The 18,625-nt window shown below is 59.2% G+C and carries 17 protein-coding genes and 3 pseudogenes; 7 read left to right on the forward strand and 13 right to left on the reverse strand.

What is annotated here, in order from left to right; all coding sequences use genetic code 11:
• Positions 1-584: 584 nt before the first annotated feature.
• The 4 genes from FHT86_RS30430 to FHT86_RS30445 are packed head-to-tail and all read right to left on the reverse strand — an operon-like array spanning position 585 to position 4,943.
• Positions 585-1,415 carry an N-acyl homoserine lactonase family protein gene (locus tag FHT86_RS30430; protein WP_133710993.1) on the reverse strand — a complete coding sequence of 277 codons (831 nt, stop codon included), beginning with the start codon at positions 1,413-1,415 and terminating at the stop codon, positions 585-587.
• Between the two features lie 9 nt (positions 1,416-1,424).
• A complete protein-coding gene (locus tag FHT86_RS30435) occupies positions 1,425-2,420 on the reverse strand; it encodes an ABC transporter permease (protein WP_133710992.1) in 996 nt (331 codons plus the stop codon).
• 1 nt (position 2,421) lies between these two features.
• Positions 2,422-3,969: a sugar ABC transporter ATP-binding protein gene (locus FHT86_RS30440; RefSeq protein ID WP_133710991.1), complete on the reverse strand. Its 1,548-nt coding sequence runs from the start codon at positions 3,967-3,969 to the stop codon at positions 2,422-2,424.
• A 32-nt stretch (positions 3,970-4,001) separates the two neighbouring features.
• On the reverse strand, positions 4,002-4,943 hold the full coding sequence (locus FHT86_RS30445; RefSeq protein WP_133710990.1) for a sugar ABC transporter substrate-binding protein: 942 nt from the start codon (positions 4,941-4,943) through the stop codon (positions 4,002-4,004).
• A gap of 176 nt (positions 4,944-5,119) precedes the next feature.
• On the opposite strand from FHT86_RS30445, the gene FHT86_RS30450 reads away from it, so the two are divergent.
• A complete protein-coding gene (locus FHT86_RS30450) occupies positions 5,120-6,139 on the forward strand; it encodes a LacI family DNA-binding transcriptional regulator (RefSeq protein ID WP_133710989.1) in 1,020 nt (339 codons plus the stop codon).
• On the opposite strand, the pseudogene FHT86_RS30455 reads toward FHT86_RS30450, so the two are convergent.
• Positions 6,139-6,315, reverse strand: a pseudogene (locus FHT86_RS30455) (nucleotidyltransferase domain-containing protein); the annotation flags it as partial. The gene FHT86_RS30450 and the pseudogene FHT86_RS30455 overlap by 1 nt on opposite strands.
• 120 nt (positions 6,316-6,435) lie before the next feature.
• On the opposite strand from FHT86_RS30455, the gene FHT86_RS30460 reads away from it, so the two are divergent.
• On the forward strand, positions 6,436-6,666 hold the full coding sequence (locus tag FHT86_RS30460; RefSeq protein ID WP_166656991.1) for a hypothetical protein: 231 nt from the start codon (positions 6,436-6,438) through the stop codon (positions 6,664-6,666).
• Positions 6,667-7,218: 552 nt separating this feature from the next.
• Positions 7,219-8,247, forward strand: a complete 1,029-nt coding sequence (locus FHT86_RS30465; protein ID WP_133710988.1) for a M12 family metallopeptidase — start codon at positions 7,219-7,221, stop codon at positions 8,245-8,247.
• A gap of 396 nt (positions 8,248-8,643) precedes the next feature.
• On the opposite strand, the pseudogene FHT86_RS38240 reads toward FHT86_RS30465, so the two are convergent.
• Positions 8,644-8,904: pseudogene (locus tag FHT86_RS38240) on the reverse strand (IS6 family transposase); the annotation flags it as partial.
• Positions 8,905-9,004: 100 nt separating this feature from the next.
• Entirely contained in the window at positions 9,005-9,379 is a 375-nt protein-coding gene (locus tag FHT86_RS30470; RefSeq protein WP_133710987.1) for a winged helix-turn-helix transcriptional regulator, read from the reverse strand.
• 78 nt (positions 9,380-9,457) lie between these two features.
• Between FHT86_RS30470 and FHT86_RS30475 the strand changes: the two genes are divergently transcribed.
• Together FHT86_RS30475 and FHT86_RS38245 are read left to right on the forward strand one after the other, a co-directional pair.
• Entirely contained in the window at positions 9,458-10,051 is a 594-nt protein-coding gene (locus tag FHT86_RS30475; RefSeq protein WP_133710986.1) for an NADPH-dependent FMN reductase, read from the forward strand.
• A gap of 53 nt (positions 10,052-10,104) precedes the next feature.
• Positions 10,105-10,224, forward strand: a pseudogene (locus FHT86_RS38245) (MBL fold metallo-hydrolase); the annotation flags it as partial.
• Here FHT86_RS38245 and FHT86_RS30480 read toward each other — a convergent pair.
• The 3 genes from FHT86_RS30480 to FHT86_RS30490 form a co-directional block, all read right to left on the reverse strand.
• Positions 10,221-11,723 carry a mechanosensitive ion channel family protein gene (locus FHT86_RS30480; RefSeq protein WP_133710985.1) on the reverse strand — a complete coding sequence of 501 codons (1,503 nt, stop codon included), beginning with the start codon at positions 11,721-11,723 and terminating at the stop codon, positions 10,221-10,223. The pseudogene FHT86_RS38245 and the gene FHT86_RS30480 sit on opposite strands and share 4 nt — an antisense overlap.
• Before the next feature lie 276 nt (positions 11,724-11,999).
• On the reverse strand, positions 12,000-12,383 hold the full coding sequence (locus FHT86_RS30485; RefSeq protein ID WP_133710984.1) for a type II toxin-antitoxin system RelE/ParE family toxin: 384 nt from the start codon (positions 12,381-12,383) through the stop codon (positions 12,000-12,002).
• Complete coding sequence (locus FHT86_RS30490) at positions 12,373-12,642, reverse strand: type II toxin-antitoxin system ParD family antitoxin (protein WP_133710983.1); 270 nt, start codon at positions 12,640-12,642, stop codon at positions 12,373-12,375. The genes FHT86_RS30485 and FHT86_RS30490 overlap by 11 nt, the downstream gene beginning before the upstream one ends.
• A 1,234-nt stretch (positions 12,643-13,876) precedes the next feature.
• Here FHT86_RS30490 and FHT86_RS38250 point away from each other — a divergent pair.
• A complete protein-coding gene (locus tag FHT86_RS38250; RefSeq protein WP_246779736.1) occupies positions 13,877-14,428 on the forward strand; it encodes a hypothetical protein in 552 nt (183 codons plus the stop codon).
• Between the two features lie 294 nt (positions 14,429-14,722).
• Positions 14,723-14,911 (forward strand): hypothetical protein, encoded by a 189-nt coding sequence (locus tag FHT86_RS38970; RefSeq protein ID WP_409527634.1) that lies wholly within the window; start codon positions 14,723-14,725, stop codon positions 14,909-14,911.
• A gap of 436 nt (positions 14,912-15,347) precedes the next feature.
• On the opposite strand, the gene FHT86_RS30505 is transcribed toward FHT86_RS38970, so the two are convergent.
• The 3 genes from FHT86_RS30505 to FHT86_RS30515 are packed head-to-tail and all read right to left on the reverse strand — an operon-like array spanning position 15,348 to position 18,612.
• Positions 15,348-16,415 carry an ABC transporter ATP-binding protein gene (locus tag FHT86_RS30505; protein ID WP_133710981.1) on the reverse strand — a complete coding sequence of 356 codons (1,068 nt, stop codon included), beginning with the start codon at positions 16,413-16,415 and terminating at the stop codon, positions 15,348-15,350.
• A gap of 31 nt (positions 16,416-16,446) precedes the next feature.
• Positions 16,447-17,643: a mandelate racemase/muconate lactonizing enzyme family protein gene (locus FHT86_RS30510; RefSeq protein WP_133710980.1), complete on the reverse strand. Its 1,197-nt coding sequence runs from the start codon at positions 17,641-17,643 to the stop codon at positions 16,447-16,449.
• A 3-nt stretch (positions 17,644-17,646) separates the two neighbouring features.
• Entirely contained in the window at positions 17,647-18,612 is a 966-nt protein-coding gene (locus tag FHT86_RS30515; RefSeq protein ID WP_133710979.1) for an amidohydrolase family protein, read from the reverse strand.
• Between the last annotated feature and the right edge of the window lie 13 nt (positions 18,613-18,625).

Below are 18,625 nucleotides of genomic sequence, written 5' to 3' on the forward strand. Positions count from 1 at the left end.
CCCGCAGCCATGCCGGCAGATTGCTGACGGCTGCGCAGTCTAAGGGGCTACTGGGATGGGAGGCCGCCAAAAAGAGCGGAGACTGCTGGATTTCGACGAAGCTGGTGCTCGACTATAGACGGTGGCAGGCCGTGAAATTTTCCGTCATTTCTGAGGTCTTTGCGAATATCTAGCTTGCGGATGCATCGCCGGCGCCGGCTCAATGAGCACAGCAATCGGATAGAGCGGGCCTCAAGATAACGATGGCAATACTGTCCTTGGCCCCGTCAATTGCGTTCGCCAAAGCTTTGGTCGCCTCGCGGGGAGAGCTGAGATGCTGTGGTTTGGGGGAAGCGCCGACTTCAGCTACGGCCCCATACTCGGCTCGGACATGATTGGATTCACCGCGATGTCCTGGTGACTGTTTGCAATCGATAACGCCGCAACGTTTTGTGCGACTTCTTCCGCCCATGTGTTCGCGCATCGCCGCACTTGTGTGATCGACATCCTGTGGACGGCCGCCGCGAACCAACCATATGAACCGCCGGCCGGGTGATATGCGTAAGTTGCAGCTGTCACCGCATCGCGGAACCGCCCGTCGAGGGTTAGGACGCCTTGACGATCCTGAAGCCTTCGATTTCCTTGACGAGCGGCAGATGCGCCCAGCGATCATTATCGTGCATCATGATCAATCGGGACATATCGCCATCAATCTCCTCGTTGATGCGGTCCATCGTCTCCAACTGCTTCCAGATACTGCCGATCCCATTGTTGAGCGGGGCGAAGACCCCATCGTGTTTGTGGCCAGTCAGGTTGAGCTTCGAATAGATGCAATCCCCCGCTGCCAGCAATCGTCCGCGCGCGGTTTCGACGATCACGAATTGCTGGCCGAGCGTGTGGCCTTCGCCGAGGCGGACATGGATCCCCGGCAGGACGTTGTCCTTGTCGCCATCGACCAGCATCAAGCGGTGTTCGACAGCCGCGTCAAAGGCCGAGCGCATGTTGTCTGGATTGATAATGGCCGTCAGGAAGCCGTATTGTGGCGGCAACGCCATCGCCTCATTCCAGGAAAGCCATTCACGCTTTTGAATGAAGATCCGCGCCTTGGTGAAGGCTGAAATCGAGCCCATATGGTCGAAATGGGCGTGGCTGAGGACGATGTCGGTGACGTCGTCGGCCTTGACGCCCAGTTCCTCAAGCATCCGCACCGGCGAGATCCAGTACGGAATTCCGAATTTCTTCGAAAACTCCGCGCCGGTGCCTTCGTTGAGAAAGCCGGTATCGATCAGCACGTTCTTCTCGCCGTTTTGGGCGAGCACGAAGCCAAAAGGCAGGTCGAGCACTTTTGATGGCGACGCGCCGTTGACGAGGTCGATCAGCGGCTGGTCCTTTGACCGCGCGAATTCGATGACATGGACCTCCCAGTTGTTCGACATAGCAGTCTCCTAACGCTGTGACAGGATGCGGCCGAGGCTCGAAAGCCCGACGGCGATGATGAGAATGGCGCCCTGGAAGATATATTGCGAATAGGTCGGCGCGCCGAAGATATTGAGGCCGTTAAAGCCGAAGGCGATGATCAGCGCCCCGATGAAGGTTCCGAAGACATGGAACTCGCCGTCGCGCAGTGTCGCCGATCCGAGGAAGACGGCGGCGAAGGCCGTCAGAAGATAGGGGTCGGCGGCGCTCGTCGTGCCGCTGCCGAGCCGCGAGGCAAGCAGGATGCCGGTCAGCGCCGCGCACATGCCCGAGATGACGAAGCCGAGGATTTTGATGCGGTCGACATTGATGCCGGCGAGCCGCGCCGCCGAAGGGTTGCCGCCCACGGCCTGGATCTCCTGCCCAAGCGCGGTCCGTTCCACTAAAATCCAGAGCGCACCGAGCACCACGATCATGATGACGATGTTGTTGGGAATGCCTAACAGCCAACGGCCGAGCGAGACCTGCAGAAATGACTCCGGCACGCCGGCGGTGATCGGCACGCCCGCCGAATAGGCGAAGGAAAGGCCCGTCAGGATCGTGCCGACACCGAGCGTCGCGATGACAGAGTTGACCTTGACCTTGGTGACGATCAGGCCGTTAACGAGGCCGATCAGACCGCCGAGCAGCACCACGATCAGGATCGCCACGGCAATCGGCAGCTTGTTTGAAACGATCAGGCCCGTCACCAGGACGCCGTGCAGCGAGGCGCCGAAACCGATGGACAGGTCGAGTTCGCCGACGATGACGGCGAGCGTCAGTCCACCGGCGATGATCATCGCGAGCGATGTCTGGTTGAGGACATTGGTGAAGTTGTAGAGTGTTGGAAAGGCCCGCGGCGACAGAATGGAGAAGGCGACGATCATCGCCACCAGACCGATGATCGTCGCATAGCGCGCAAAAGCGCCAAGGGCGCGCCTTGCGCCCGGCGAAAGACTGCGTGTCGAAACCGCGACGTCGCTCATGTCAGTTCCTTTCCGTATCGCCGAAGGCATAGCTCGCCTCAACGATCGCATTGCGCGTGATGCCCGCGCCAATAAGTTCGCGGACGATCTGGCCCTCCGCCATGACAAGGACGCGGTCGCAGAGGTCCGGCAGTTCGTCGGGCTCGGACGAGACGACGATGACCGCCATACCGCGTGCGGCAAGATTGCGGATCAACCGATGGATGTCGGCGCGCGCGCCGATGTCGACGCCGCGCGTCGGTTCGTCGAGAACAAGGATCTTCGGCTGGCGCAGCAGCCAGCGGCCGATCACCACCTTTTGCTGGTTGCCGCCGGAGAGCAGGCCGACGGGCGTTTCGATCGACTGCGTCTTGACGGAGAGATCGCGCACGATCTGCGCCGAAAGATTCTCGCGGCGGTGATAGTCGATCAACGGCAGCGCGGGGCTGCGGATGATGTTCACCAGGTTCGCGAGTTGCAGATTAAAGGCAACGCTCTTGGTCAAGAGCAAGCCGTCGGCGCGGCGCTCTTCCGGCACCAGCCCCAGCCCAGCCTTGACCGCTTGTGCCGGCGTCTTCGGAAGAAAGGCTTTTCCCTCCAGCGTCATCACGCCGGAATCGGCGCGGTCGGCACCATAGATCAGGCGGATGAGCTCCGTGCGGCCGGCGCCGACGAGGCCACCGATGCCGAGCACCTCGCCGCGATGCAGGTCGAAGGACACATCGGCCACTTTCGGCAGGCGGGTCAGTCCCGCGACGGACAGAACCGCTTCCCTCCGCACATAGTCCTTGTCGTGGCTGAGCTTTTCGACCGCGCCGCCGACAATCGCCTCGACAAGGCTCGCGCGTGTGAGATCCGGCTTGTCGATGACGGCGACGAAATTGCCGTCGCGAAAAACCGTTACGCTGGCGCAGAGCCTGAGAATCTCATCAAGCCGGTGCGAGACGTAGAGGATTGCCACACCCGAATCGCGAAGGTCCTCGATGATCTTGAAGAGCTTTTCGCTTTCGGCCGCCGAAAGCGAGGCCGTCGGCTCGTCCATGACGATCAGCCGGGCCTTGCGCATCAGCGCCCGGCAGATGTTGATCAGCCAATTCTCCGCCGTCGAGAGATCCTTCACTTCTGCATTCAGTGGCGCGGTGATGCCGACGCGCCGGGCGACCGGCTCGACATCGCGGGCTATCTGTTTCCAGTCAACAAAGCCGAATCGCGTCTTCTTTGGCAGCCCCAGCATGATGTTCTCCAGAACGGTCATGCCGGGAATGAAGGCGAGTTCCTGATGGATGAAGTTCATGCCGAGATCGGTCGCAGTCGCGGGATTGGCGATCGTCACCGGATTGCCGTCGATCAGGACTTCGCCAGCGTCGGGGTGGGTCAGACCCGCCAGCACCTTGATCAGGGTCGATTTGCCGGCGCCATTGGCGCCGACCAGCCCGTGTATCTCGCCGGCACGAAGCGTCAGTGACACGCCCTTCAACGCCTGAGCGCCGCCGTAGGCTTTCCGGACGCCACGGGCAACGAGAAACGGAGGCGTTAAGGACGCCCCCTTCTCCGGATTGGACGCAAGCATCGCTTCTCTTCCGATCCCTGTTGCAAGCCGGATTACTGAACCGCATCCGGATGCTGCTTGAGGAAGTCCGCAACCGTATCCTTGGTGATCAGAACGGCAGGCACTTCCACAGCCTTCGGCTTCCAGTCCGCGCCGGCCTTTTTGATGTCTGCCAGCAGCTTAATCATATTGTAGCCTTCGGTGTAGCTGTCTTCCCAGGCGGTCGCGGTCATGTGACCGTTCTTGATGTTCTCGATCGCCTGCGCATTGCCGTTGACGCCGTAGACGGCCACGTCGTCGCGGCTCTGCGAGCGAAGCGAGCCGATCGCGCCAATCGCGGGATCGTCCCAGCAGCCCCAGATCGCGAGCTTGCCGTCGCCGGGCGGATGCGATGCCAGCCAGGCGTTCGCATATTGCGCACCATCCTCGAAATATCCAGGGATGCGCACTTCATTCTTCGTAACCTTGATATCGGGATATTTCTGCAGCACCTGGTCCATAAGCGCTTCGCGATTGCGGCAGACCTCGCCGGTGCGATAGGTCAGCGCCAGAAGCTCGCCCTTGCCACCCATGTCGTCGATCATCTTCTGGATGACAGGCTCGGCGATGGGGGCGCCGGAGCCGTTGGTCGCAGCCACGCTCAGGCCCAGGCCGCCGCCCCAGGTAACGACGGGGATATTCGCCTGCTTCGCGGCGTCGAGACCGGCGCCGATCGACGAGGCAGGAAAGACGAGATCGGCGATCGCGAAGGCGCCGCGCTGCGCAAAATTCTGGATCGCGGCGTTTGCCTGGTCGGCACTGCCGGCGGCATCCACAACGGAAACGTCATAGCCAAGCTCTTCGGCCGCCTTCTTGGCGCCATTGATATAGCGAACATTGTTCGCTTCGGTCGCGGCGATCGAAACGAGACCGATCAGCGGCTTGTCCGCTGCATGCGCCGGCAATCCGGCCATCGCCGCGGCGGCGATCAGAAGACCAAAACCAACGAATTTCATAGTGTTCTCCCTCCCATTCAGCCGGCTTTTGTTTGCCAAACACCAGCTAACCGTTTTGCTAGCATTCTCGATTTCCGTTGACGGTGCAAGCATTTTCTCAATTTCGTCTGGACAAATACGTCAAATTGCCACAGCGTTGTTAGCGAAACGATTAGTTACAATGCTTCGGGTGGCGAATGGCGACTATTAGGGATGTGGCAAACCACGCGCAGGTTTCGACAGCGACGGTCTCTGCCGTCGTCAACGATTCCGCCTATGTCAGCCCGGAGCTGCGCGCCCGGGTGCTCGCTGCGATCAATGAGCTTAACTATGCGCCCTCGCAAGCAGCGCGCAGCCTGAAGCGTGGGCGCAGCCAGCTCATCGCGCTTGTGGTCGCCGACCTTGCCAATCCCTTCTTTGCCCGGTTGGTCTGGGCGGCGGAAGCGGCGGTTGCCGCCTGGGGTTATTCGCTTGTGCTATTCAACAGCGACGAGAAGCCGGAGAACGAACGCCGCATCCTTGCCCGGATTCGTGCGCTCTCCTGTGACGGGATCATTCTTGTTCCCGTCGACGTCATCTCCACACAGCCGCAGCGCGGCAGCGAAGGCGAGCCGATCCCGACCGTTCTGTTTGGCCGCACCGTCGAGGGGCAGAAGACCGATACGATCACCATAGACAATGTCTCGGCCGCCCGGCAGGTGACCAACTATCTGATGGATCTTGGGCATACCCGCATCGGCACCATTACGGGTCCCCTCCACCTGACGACAGGTCGCGGCCGTCTCGATGGCATGCTGGAGGCGATGCGGGCGCGCGGGCTTGCACCTGCGGCCAATCATGTCCGCGCAGGTGAGTTCCGCGAGGATACCGCCTATTCCGTCGCTCGCGAACTCCTGACCCAACCCGAGCCGCCAACCGCAATTTACATTGCCAATGGGGTCATGGCGCTCGGCGTCATGCGGGCTCTGGTCGATCTAGGGCTCAAATGTCCCGATGACGTCTCGATTGCTTCAACCGACACGATCCCGGGCATCGGAGGATTGCGTCCGCGCCTTACGCGCACGGAGCATCCAGTAATCGATATGACCAATGAAGCTCTGCGCTTGCTGGTAGACCGGATCAATCGCGGTCCGAGCATCGAGGCACGCAACGTGGTCTTCCAGCCTTCACTCGTCGTCGGAGAAAGCTGCGCCCCCTATAAGGTTCGGGTGGAATAGAATGTCTCGCGCCAAGCCGTTTCAAGCCGGTCAAAGACCGTGACAAGGTCGATGTCAGAGCCTTTCGTCCCCTCCCCACGTATGATCGACCCGGAGGCAAAAGCAAACGAATAGCCAGGAAAGCGGCTTGTCAGAACAGAGCTGGTTGCCTCTACCGCCGTTTCAAATACGCTCATCTTGCTCTCCAAACATCAACTACCTTTCCAGTCCGGTATGGCCGGCTGTGAACCGGCACCGAAGGCTGATACCTCGTGACAAGAGCGTAAGGCTTTGATGTACATACCAGAAAATGGTAATTGGGTGACATCAAGATTGGCGCCGATGATGACCACACCCATGTTATGAATTTGCCAGCAAGCTCATGTACGAAATGGCAGTCGGTTCAGGGGTCAGCGGTCGATGCTGATTCACACCCATATATCAGTGCCGCCGCTTCCGCGCAGTTGCCGGACCTTCGGAAAAAGATTGAAGGCCGCCGGCTCGAAAGCGATGCTCAGATAATCGTGATTCCCGCGCGCTTACCATAGCCTCTCAACTCCAAAAGAAGATTGGGATTTGTGGCAACATCGATACAATCCAAAACATCGAAGTCGCTCTCTCGGACACGATCTCCAAAAAGGACAAGGCAGCTCTCCGGACCGCACTGGCGCGATGTCCAAATAAGGCCTTTGATATCGGGAAACGCCTTGTGCAGAGCCTGCGCCCACACGATCAATTCCGATGGCAGACGATCCGTCTCCCAGTGTCTTGGAAACAAGCTGTCGCCATCAGCGGAACCTGTCATGACTGAACACGAGATGTGATCAACACCTGCGCAAACGGGATAAGCCCTTTCGCCCCGACCCGCGTCCGTTCCATGGTTCTGGAAATAGGATTTTCACTTGCGAATTGCCGCGATTTGATGCAAATTTAAATGGCATTAGCAACATCTCATATAACATCAGAGTTGAATCGTCGGCCGGTTTCCAACCGGCAATCTAAGCAACGATTGACTGCGTTGGCGCAGTCGCGTCAGCGATGCTTTTGGAGGAGGATTCGAGATGAGGAAGAGACCTGAGGAGCCTAGCGAACGCGGGTCAATGTTTGATCGCCCGAGAGCCAAGTTTTTGACGGGCGCAGCCACCGAGGAACAAGATGCGGCGCTCAATTCCCGACAACAGGAGCTTCTGGAGGCTCTTGAAGGAATTGGCAGGATTGCCCTTGAAGTAACCAAAGGATTCCCAACGAACCATCACGAGCACAATGAGCAGGAATCCGCAGAAGGCTGCCCTATTTGCGGTGGGCCTAGGGGTTTGCCGCGAAGACTGCTCAATCAGGCAGCCAAGACCGCAAGCACTATCAATCCGGTTAACGCGCCAGCGTACTGGCGCAAATCTGCCCATGAGCTCGGATTTGATCCCAAGCCTGAAAACATATCCGCGCTAACATCCAAATACTGGGGCCCTCGACCGAGGCGATTGACTGTAAGCTTCATGGAGACGGCGGCGCCCGATCTTAGACGGCGTATATTGTCACACATGAACGCCTGGACTCGAACCGGCTGTATTTCTTTTGTCGAAACGACAGGAGTTGGAGAGGTCAGGATATCCCGTGGGCAAGGCGGCTACTGGTCCTATCTTGGCACAGACATACTGCACATTCCAAGAAATCGCCCGACGATGAATCTGCAAGGTTTCACCATGAACACACCAGAAACCGAATATAAGCGGGTGGTTCGCCATGAGACCGGCCATACCCTTGGCTTCCCCCATGAGCATATGCGTGGGGACATCATCGCCAGGATTGATCGGGATAAAATCTATGCATATGCAAGCCGGACCTTTGGTTGGGACCGACAAACTGTCGACGAACAGATATTGACGCCGATTGACGAAAGGAGCCTGATTCCCGGAAGCACGCGCGCTGACCAGCTTTCAATTATGTGCTATCAGCTGCCAGGATCCGTTACGACCGATGGCGAGCCGATTGTCGGGGGAACCGACATCGATGAAACGGACTACGAATTCTGTGGTCTTATCTATCCGCGCGCACCGCGAGACATGCCCGCGCCCACCGTGACGGAAACCGACGATTGGTCGGTGGACGAAGATGTCTTAGTGCCTGTCTGAATAAGGGTGTCCATGCCGCGTCCCAGAGCTCTTTTTGAGATTGCTTCCCTTGAAGAGCTTCCAAGAGAAGCAACCCTTCGCGTCGGCGATGTGCTTCGTATAGAAGCCACGGGAGTCTTCGCGCGTGGCGATGTTGAGGTGGTCGAGGTTGTGGGGCCCCTTACGCTTGGCGTGCTGTCCTCCTCGGTACCATTACTTCCTGCCGGAGGGCCAAACGTCCTCTTAATTGTTGCACGCAAGCCTGGGGCGTTAGAACTCGACATCGTGTTTGGTTCAGCATGGGGATCCCGCGACACGGGAACTATCTCAGTCACCGTGACATGATAAATCGAAGGATGCTGGCCATCACTTCGGGATGACGACAGACGCAGTTGGCGGATTAGGGGTTGGGGCAACAATGACGACCTCGTCGAGATGCCATTTGTCGCCGAGCCTACCGGTTGATCGCCTCCTTATTTGATTGGCGAAATGCCTGGCGAATTTCTCCGCCCAAAGTCTCACGGTCTGGTGAGACACCATGATGCCGCGTTCGCCCAACAGATCTTCGACCATACGCAGGCTCAACGGAAACCGGAAATAGGGCCAAACCTCATCGGCGATTACGTCAGCTGGAAATCGGTGACGACGATAAAGAGGATCACGAGCTAGTCTGGTCAATCGGGGGGACCGTGGAAGCCTGCTACTTTTAGTTGTTGTCTCGCTGTCTCCTACACGCATCGAAATGCCGTTTGCGAATCTCCGCCGCTTCGACGCTTTGTCAATCATGCGCGCGACGCTGCGCGTATGCCGCACGCGCCGCATCCATGCGCGCCGAGTTTGCGACGACCCACTCCGCAAGCCCCCGAACCGGGTCCAGGAACTCCCGACCGAGATCTGTCAGCGCATATTCGACCTGCGGCGGATTGACGGGCGTCACGGTTCGCGAGACGAAACCATTCTCCTCAAGCTCCCTGAGCGTCGATGCCAGCACCTTCTGACTGATCTCGCCGACTTCGCGGCGCAGCGCGTTGAAGCGAAGAGGCCCGTGTCCGAGCACCCGCACCACCAGCAGGCTCCACTTGTCGCTGATCCGCGCCAGCATCCGGCTGATGTGATCGCAGGTGGCGGTATCCTCGTGGTTATCTGGTTTCAACAAAGTGCCTCCTTGTGCGCCCACGCGCACCTTTCGTAATCTGGTTACCGTGGGAAACCCAGCATACAGGAGATCACTTTGAGTTTGAAACCCCGCATCGCCGTAATCATCGGCTCAACTCGGCCGACCAGATTTGCCGACACGCCGGCACAATGGATTTTGAAACAGGCCCAAGCACGTGATGATATCGACGTGGAGCTGATCGACCTGCGCGATCACCCGCTCCCCTTCTTCGACGAGATGGCATCGAACATGTGGATGCCGAGCCAGAATGTTGAAGCAATTCGCTGGCAGGAAACTGTCGCCCGCTATGACGGCTATATCTTCGTCGTCGCGGAATATAATCACTCGATCACCGGCGTTCTGAAGAACGCGCTCGATCAGGCCTATAAGGAATGGATCCGCAAACCATTCACCGTCATCGGCTATGGCGGTACCGGTGCGACGCGCGCGGTCGAACATCTGCGCGGAATCGGCGTGGAACTGCAGATGGTTTCCACGCGTGCTGCCGTCCATATCGGCGGCGGCGATTTCATGGCCATACATCCGGCCTTCGGCAAGAAGCCGATAACGGATATCGAAGCGAACCTTCTGCCAACGGCCAAAGCAGCGCTCGACGAACTAGTCTGGTGGGCCAAGGCGACAATGGCGGCTAAGGCAGCCGAAGCCTGACCTGTCAGGCAAGCGGGCCTGTTCGCCCGCTTACCGTCTCGTATCTCTAATAGTTGTTTCTGGGACGGGCTGCGTCCGAAAAGCTGAAGCTGCTTGGCTATCACTGGGCTTATCCCGGTGTCGGGTTCGCCGAACGCAAGGGCGCGGTGTTCCAGTTCGTCCCGGCGAGCTAGCGCCGGTGATTTCGCCGATGGTCTTCGTTGTCGGAACTCTCCGATATCTTCCGTAAGAAACTACGCAGCTTCGACAGAAACAGTTCGGGCGTGTCAGGGTGATCGCTTTGATGCGCAACCACATCTCTGCGCTGCATCTCCTGTCCCCTACGGGCCAGCACCTCGAGGCTCTTTACAAGATCCGGCCGTGAAGCGATGGCATCACTCACGCCCTTCCTATCAAGGCAGTAAGCGGTCACCGGCGTCAGAGCGGTCGCGGTCGCGGCATAGGGTGTTCCCGTGATCATGCCTATCGCGCCTAGGCTGCCTCCAGGACCCAATCGGAAGATTACTCTGCTCAACGAAGGAGTATCGCTGGAAATCTCGACCGCACCCGAGGCGAGAACAAAGAGCACCTGCGGGTCATCGCCCTGTTTCATCAGCTTGTCACCCGCCGCAAACCACACCTCGATCAAATGCTCTGCCAAGAGATTTCGATCGGCCTCGGCGAGTACTCCGAACCAGTCCGACTCCCTCAGAAGGGTTGCGGCATTCGGTATCTCCAAGCGTGACTGGATCGGCACACCGGGCACGGCAAGCGCTATGCCTGCGTGCCGCAAATGGGTTTGGACGTGTCCAAGCAGTTCCGTTCGGGCCGCAACAAGCACTTCAACACTGGGAATGGAGAAGCTGATGTCATAGGCAACCCCGTCGCCCAGTAATTCCGTGCGGGCGACGCTTGGCGGGGGTGTATCTGACATCAACATGCATGTCTTGACCGCCGCCGTCAGCACCGCCATGCAACGATCCGGCAGCTCGTTTGCAGCAAGCCGGACGGTGATCGAGACCCCGCGAACGGTCGTCGGCATGCTGTGATTGACGAGGCGTGCTTTCGCCATGACGCTGTTCGGCACGATGGCAACGTCCCGGTTCATGGTGGCGATGTGCGTGGAACGCCAGTTGACCTGGATGACCCGGCCCTCGATCCCGCCTTCCACCCAGACCAGGTCACCCGGACTATAGGGACGCTCGATGCCGACAGCGATGCCTGAGAAGACGTCAGAAAGGCTACTCTGAAGTGCCAATCCCAGTACGATCGCGATGACGCCGGATGTGGCGAGAAGGCCACCGATCGGCACCGCAAAAACGAAGTTGATAACGGCAAACAACGTCAGCAGATGGATGAGCCCAGCCAGCAGATCGGACACGATGCGGGACTCGCGCGGCTTTGTCTCGAACACCACGAACAGGCGAGCAAGGCCGATCGCACATTGGGCCGCCATGAGCCACCAGCCGATCTCGATCAATTGCTGCCATATTCGCTCGCCCGGCCGTTGAGGGTCGAACGCAGGAGCAAACGGCGAGCCAACGGCTCGAAAAACCAGATATGTCAGGATGATGAAGATGGCCAGACGCCATGACGCCCTTGCCCAGAGCGGCCACCGTCGGGTGATCCATGGAACGATCACAGCCGCAAACAATAACAACGTCGCACTGATCAGGGCTGCCTCTTCGGTCATAGAAATTCCATCACTATGGGGAGCCCGCGAAAGAGCGGATCTAAAATTATTGCCAGCTTCGTCACAAGCGCGCTAAATGTATCCGAGGCGATCGTGATCGTCCATTCCACCGCCGCAGTCGCACCTCCAAGGATAACAAAAGTGGTAGACTGTTTGACCTTAACAATTCTGGCGGGCAAATACGCGGTCTCGCAGTCTATATTGCCGGATCTCAGCGCGAAATCGCTGGGGTCTACAGGCGACGCCCCATCAGGGCCAGCCCAGCGTCGATTTCTCTCACTGCGGCGGGTCGACCTCGTTAGTCGTGTCTGGGGCGTGTGAGGACATACGCATTAGCATATGACGCGTGTGGTCCTGCCCCCCGAAGAAGATCGCCAGGATGCGCACGAGCCGGTCGCTATCATCGACGTCGAAATAAAACACGGCCTGATTCTTTGTGACATGGCGCAAGCCTGGGCCGAGTTCAGGCCGAAGGGTTCCCTGATGCGGTGCCCGCCCCAGGGCGTGCATGTCTGCTTCGATGGATCGGATGCGTTGTGCAGCACGTTCGAAAGCATCCGGCAAAGGATCTTCAAGTGCGACGTAGGAATTGACCAAATGATCGAGGATCAGGCCGAGATCGCGGTCGCTCGCGGCGGAGCGCACGATCTCATAGGCCATAGCCAGCTTTCTTTGCAGAAAGCATTTCTTCGATGCGGCTTTGGCTTTCCTTGATTGTTAGAAACTCACCTGCGCGACGATCAGCGAGCAAGGCCCTAAGCACAGCGAGTTCCGCGTCCTTGAGCTCCGTCTCTTCTCGAACAAGTTCAAGGCCACGCTGTACAACAGCACTCAGGCTTGCAAACCGTCCGTCTTCCACAAGCTTGCGGGCAAAAGAGTCCTGTTGATCGGAAATGGATACAGATGCTTTCACGGACATCAGGTCTGGCTCCTTTATCGGCAATACGATACTACTGAGTAGCAAGTCGATCAACAGGCATGGCGCAAGCTTTGGTCGGAGAAGATCACAGTGTCGTTTGGCAGCAAATCGTGAGAATGCGGCCCTGTCCGGCCACGAGGTTGTCTATCTCACGTACGATCTTGGCCGTGGGCATCGTGCAGAACTCATTGGCAAAGCCCACAGCGGTAGAAGCTAGGAAAAGCCTCGTAGGGCTGATCGGCAAGTCGAAACAACCGGCGTAATGAACTATCTCGTTGCTCATCATGATGGGCCGGCCCGATGTCATCAGTCTGCCTGTCACCCCGCTCGTGTCGATCACCCACCGGAGCACGTCCGCAGAAGGTTCCGCTGCACCAGCTCGGTCATCAGCGAGATCGCATAAGCGTGCCGACGTAACTGGGATCATTTCACGATGCCTCATCACAGCAGGGCAACACCGGCGCCATGCGCCGGGTCAGGGTTGAACGGGGAATTGAAATCTGCCGTTTGCCAGAAAATTTTCCGTGGAAGTCTTCACTTGTATGCCAGCGGCTAAACCACTGGCCCCAAATGATCCCGACGCTCCTTGTCTGCCCTCCTGCCCCGGTGAGCCACTTCGGCCAGCGCCGCCACACAGCCTGCTAGTCGACCCTTCGGCGCCTGCCGGTCCGCGGCGTCCTCCTGGGCCGCCCAAGCCACCTGCTTTGCCACGAACGCTCAAGCTCTCAACGTCTATCGTAGCGTCGTGATCGAGCTTTTTGAATTCCAAATCCACCGACCCAGCGTTTCCGCTCGCACCTGCGGGACGGCTCTGTGGCGATATTGGTTGGATGATAAAGGGATCACGCGGCTTTGAGCCTAGACGACAAAATCGACGAGAAGATCGATCCGCTTGGATCGCGCCACACCGTCGTGAACCTTGCCGCCTAGCCGCTACACGAAAAATGTGCACCCGAGTGCAACGGCGAAAATGCCTAGCGGCCATGTGAGCACTAGCACGGCACTCGCCCATTGGCTTTCGATAGGCGGTTGATTTTCGTTGTCGTTCGCTGGTTTCATGCTGTCTTCCCCCCGTTAGGCGACCAGCACAGCCCGCATTTTAGGCTTGTCTCATCAAGGATGTTTTCGGCGCGTAACAAACTCTCTCAGCGCCATCCACCCCCCAATCTCCCCACCTTACAGCCCGCCAGCGCGCCTTTATCTTTTTCTGGAAAACACATGACTAAAGGCCGCGATGGTGTTCGCGAACGGCCCGCATTCCGAGCCATACACGCCGTCGAAGCCGGATGTCCGAAAGCTATTCGCCGGCTACGAGACCGTGATTGGGCGCTTGGACACGCGTAACTACGGCATCGTGCAGAATTGGTCGCGAGTGTTGCTCATAGGACCCGGCAACGATTTGGCGCGCGCGCCGAAGTTTCCGGAGACGGCCCCTAACACGGGCGACGCCCTCGTCGACCTGATGGCTGCAAACGATTGCCGGCGGCCATCGGCAGCGGCCACCCCGAACGGAATTGTGATTTCGAGCTTAGGGGATTGTAGGTTAGGATTTGCCGCGAGCCAGAAGGAGAAGACCATGAGGATGCTTCTAATAATGGCGGCGGCCATTGGCCTATCCGCTCCAATGGCGTTTGCCGAATGCGCCTACCACGCCAAGAACAACGCGGCCGTCGACAAAAAGATGACCACAGCGAGCGTCGCGACGGACAATCAGACGACATCTGATGACCTTGTTTTGCTGAAGAAGACTGACCGCGTGACAGAGGAAGAAAAGCCCGCGGAATAGTCGTTGGCGCTATCGGAGTACTCTGCCGCAGGATCGTCCGCGCGGACGCCAAATGGCGCGATTGATTTGCTCTTAGAAACGATCGCGCAACGACCGACGACACCGTGCGGGTAAGCCGCGCCACCGGCGGAAGCCACTCGTTGGAAGATCCCGATGCCCACAGCTTCGAGCTGTTGACCCCGAAGGGCGGCCTTATGGAAGCGTTCATCTTCCATGTCGGCGCCGAACCTATCGGAAAACGGGCAGCAGCATGACGGTGAGGAAATGTTCCTAGTCATCACTGGAACGGTGGAGATGCGGACACCGGATCGCAGCTCCATCTTGGAGAATGGCGACTGTGCATATTTTCCCGCACACATTGCCCATCAGATGCGAAGGCTCGGGGCCGAACCGGCAATTGCCGTGATCGCCGTCGCACGCGACAGGCCACCTGCGAGAAGGAATCAGACGGCTGCGGATGTGTCCAGTAATGATGCGCTATAAAGGACGGTATAAGCTCATGACATCCTTATGGACCACACATCAGTGCGCGGAAGTTTGGTCGGTGGCCTCGCCGTCACGATGCGGATGATTCTTCGCGCGGGTCAGGATTTCCGCCGATAGGTCCGGGTCCGCCGCATACGGGCAAGCGTCATGGCGCCAACCATCGTCGCCAGCGCGACCATAGTCTCACCACGCGCTTCCTTGCTGTCCTGGACTCGACCGCCAGCATCGTCAGAAGCCTATCAAATACCTCCGTCGCCGCAGTTTTCGTCTCCCTGCCCGAACGCGACCTGACGGCCGTCAGTATTGCACGCTGCAATCTGGCGCCGATGTTCGATAGGAAGGCTAAAATCCAAATCAAAAGCATGGCTATCGGGAACTTAAGAACATGCGTAACCATTTGATGGCGATACATGGGCCCGCGTCCGCGTTGGCGCTATTCGATCCGGCGCCCCGTTTTGCCGTCGAAGACATGGGCACGGGCAAGATCCGGAAGGAGATTGACCGTCTCGCCGGGACGGATCTGCACCCGGTCGTGGAACAATACCGATATTGACGACGATCCGACGCGCGCATTGAGCTGCGTCTCGGAACCGGTGGGCTCGACGATGATCACCTCGCAGGGCATCCCCGCCGGATCGAGCGTCAAATTCTGCGGCCGGAAGCCGAAGACGACCTCCCGTCCGGGTGCCAGTCCCTTGACATGGTCAGGCAGCCTCAGCGCGAGTCCCTCGTTGGTCATGAGACTCGGCAGGTCACCGCCCTGCACGGTGCCCTTCAGGAAATTCATCGGCGGCGAGCCGATGAATCCAGCGACGAACAGCGAGTTCGGATGGTCATAGAGTTCGATCGGCGAGCCAATCTGCTCTATGACGCCGCCCTGCATGACCACGATGCGGTCCGCCAACGTCATTGCCTCAACTTGATCGTGGGTCACGTAGACGGTGGTCGTCTTTAGGCGCTGGTGCAGCTCCTTGATCTCGGCGCGCATCTGCACGCGCAGCTTGGCATCCAGGTTGGAGAGCGGCTCGTCGAACAGGAACACCATGGGGTCGCGGACGATCGCCCGTCCCATGGCGACACGCTGCCGCTGACCGCCCGAGAGCTGGCGGGGATATCGCTCGAGCAGGCTTTCCAGCCCGAGAATCTGCGAAGCACGCTCGACCCGTTTCTGGATCTCCCCCCTCGAAACCCCGTTCAGCCACAGCGAAAAGGCCATGTTCTTGGCGACCGTCATGTGGGGATAGAGCGCATAATTTTGGAACACCATGGCGATGTCCCTGTTCTTCGGCTCGATGTCGTTGACTACCCGGGAGCCGATGGCGATCTCTCCCTTGGTGACGTGTTCCAGGCCGGCAATCATGCGCAGCAGCGTGGATTTTCCGCAACCGGACGGGCCGACCAGCGCCACGAACTCACCGTCCTCGATGTCGATCGAGACACCGTGGATCACCTCCAACACTCCATAGTTCTTACGCAGATTGCGAATTTCTACCGTGGCCATTTCTCTCTCCCTCTATTTCGTTGCCTGCCAATCACTGGAAGAAGTCTCGATCTTCCTCCCCAAGGTGCGGCAGGGTGCGTTCCACGTTGAAATCGATGCCAAGCCCCGGCCGGTCCGAAACCGAGACGAAGCCATCTGTTACGATCGGGTCCGGCAGTCCCTCCAGGATCTCGTACCACCAGGAAGGCTCGCCGGCCGGATATTCGAAGGCGATGAAATTGTCGGGCAAGGTTGCGCAGAGCTGGGTCAGCGCCGCGAGGCCGATCAGGCCGTTGCCGATACCGTGCGGCGCGACCTGGATGCCATAGAGATCGGCATATTCGGCGATCCACTTCAGCTCGGCGAGGCCGCCGACATCGAAGGGATCCGGCCCGATGACATGTACGGCTCTGCGATCGATCAGTTCCTTGAAATTCTGCCGCAGATAGATCTGCTCGCCGGTATGGATCGGCACCAGCGAACGGGTGCTGATGTCGCGATAGATATCCGCCTGCACATAGGGCGTGTAGTCGCCGGCAATCAGGTCCTCGAGCCAGAGAATATTGTAGGGCTCCAGCGCCCTTGCGAATTTCAGCGCGTCGACCGGCGTGAAGCCCGGCCCGCAATCGAGCGCCAATCCGATATCCTTGCCGAGAACCTCCTTGGTCGCCGCGACGCAGGCAACCAGATGGTCCAGACCCTTCTCCGTCAGCATGCCGCTGACGATGGTCCCCGGAAAGGACCGCCCAGGCTGCGCCGCGCCATAGTGCAGGCCGGTACGGTTTTTCATCGAACCGTGAAAGGCGATCCCCTGCTTGACGATAGTGAAACCCTCAGGCTGGTCCCGCATGTAGAGCGCCGCTGCGCGAAAATCCTCGACGCCAAAACCGGTCATCGGCGCCCGCATGGCGCCGTTGTAGACGCGCACCGTGTCGCGCACCTTGCCGCCGAGGAGTTTATGGACGGGCAGGCCCGCCGCCCGCCCCGCGAGATCCCAGAGCGCCACCTCGACCGCGCTGACGGCTGCGCCATTCGGCTTGAAGCTGCCGCGGGCGCGAATCTTGCGAACGCAGCGCTCGACTGTCGACGGGTCCATGCCGATCAGCACATCCCGCAGAGCCATGACCTGCGGCTTCAGCGAGGCCTTGAACGACTCGACGGCCCCGTAACCGGACAGGCCCTCGTCCGAAACCACGCGCACGATCAGATTCCGACCTATCATTGCGCATTTGAGGTCGTTGATCTTCATGGCCTAACCACCAAGTCCACCGGTTGCCGCCATCAGCAACTTGCTGGCATAGGCGCTGAGTGGCTGGACCGAGGGACCGCCTTCGGCCATCCAGGCCGCAACGAGGCGCGCCGGCAGGCGGGTATCCGCATTGAACCCGAGCGGCCACATCGGCGCCGGCCGATCGAGTTCGAAATCGAATGGCTCGTAAGGAAGCTGTAGCGGCGCCGGTGTCCGCGCTGGGCGCCCGAAGACGATGCGTTCGGCGTTGCGCCAGCGGAAATCGGCAAGCTGCTCCCGCGTCGGGGCGAACTGTTCGATCCAGGCGCCGGCTGCCTCGAGCGTCTCGTCGCGCCAATAGAGAACGGGTGCCTCACTGCCCCACATCAGCCGGCTCCAGCCGACATGCTCAATCAGCGCACGGCCCCAGGCCGTCATGATCGGCGCCTCGAACAGCGTCTGGCGCGACATGACGACATGGAAACGCGGATGGCCGAACAAAGCCTTCACCGCGGGCGCGGTCTTGAAAATCTCGGGAGATGTCGGTGCGGCCATATGCGGACTGACGATGATGCTGTCCGGATGCGCGTCGAGGAAGGTGATCAGCCGTTCGGCCTCGGGGGCGAGCCCCCCCTGGTGCCCGACGATCAATGGGATGCCCTTTCGCTCGGCGATGACATCCAGCACGTAGGGAGCTTCGGCGATCTTTTCGAGCGTCAGGCGCATGCCTTCGAAACCGGCGTCGAATTGCGCGTGCAGCCCCGTTTCGATCTCGCTCCTGTCCTGGCCAAGCGCCAGACCGAAGATCCGGAAGCGATCGGGCGCGATCGTATAGGCGCGATGGACCTCCTTCAGGTCCGGGCAGGTCTCGAAGGGACACACGAGCGCCTTGCCGACACCGTTTGCATCCATTGCCGCCAGCGCATTTTCCGCTGTCTGGAATCGCGGCAGACCGATATGGGAGTAACCGTCATTCATTCGTTGCTGCACGATAACTATCCTT

The organism is Rhizobium sp. BK313, assembly GCF_014193655.1.
Classification (GTDB): Bacteria; Pseudomonadota; Alphaproteobacteria; order Rhizobiales; family Rhizobiaceae; genus Rhizobium.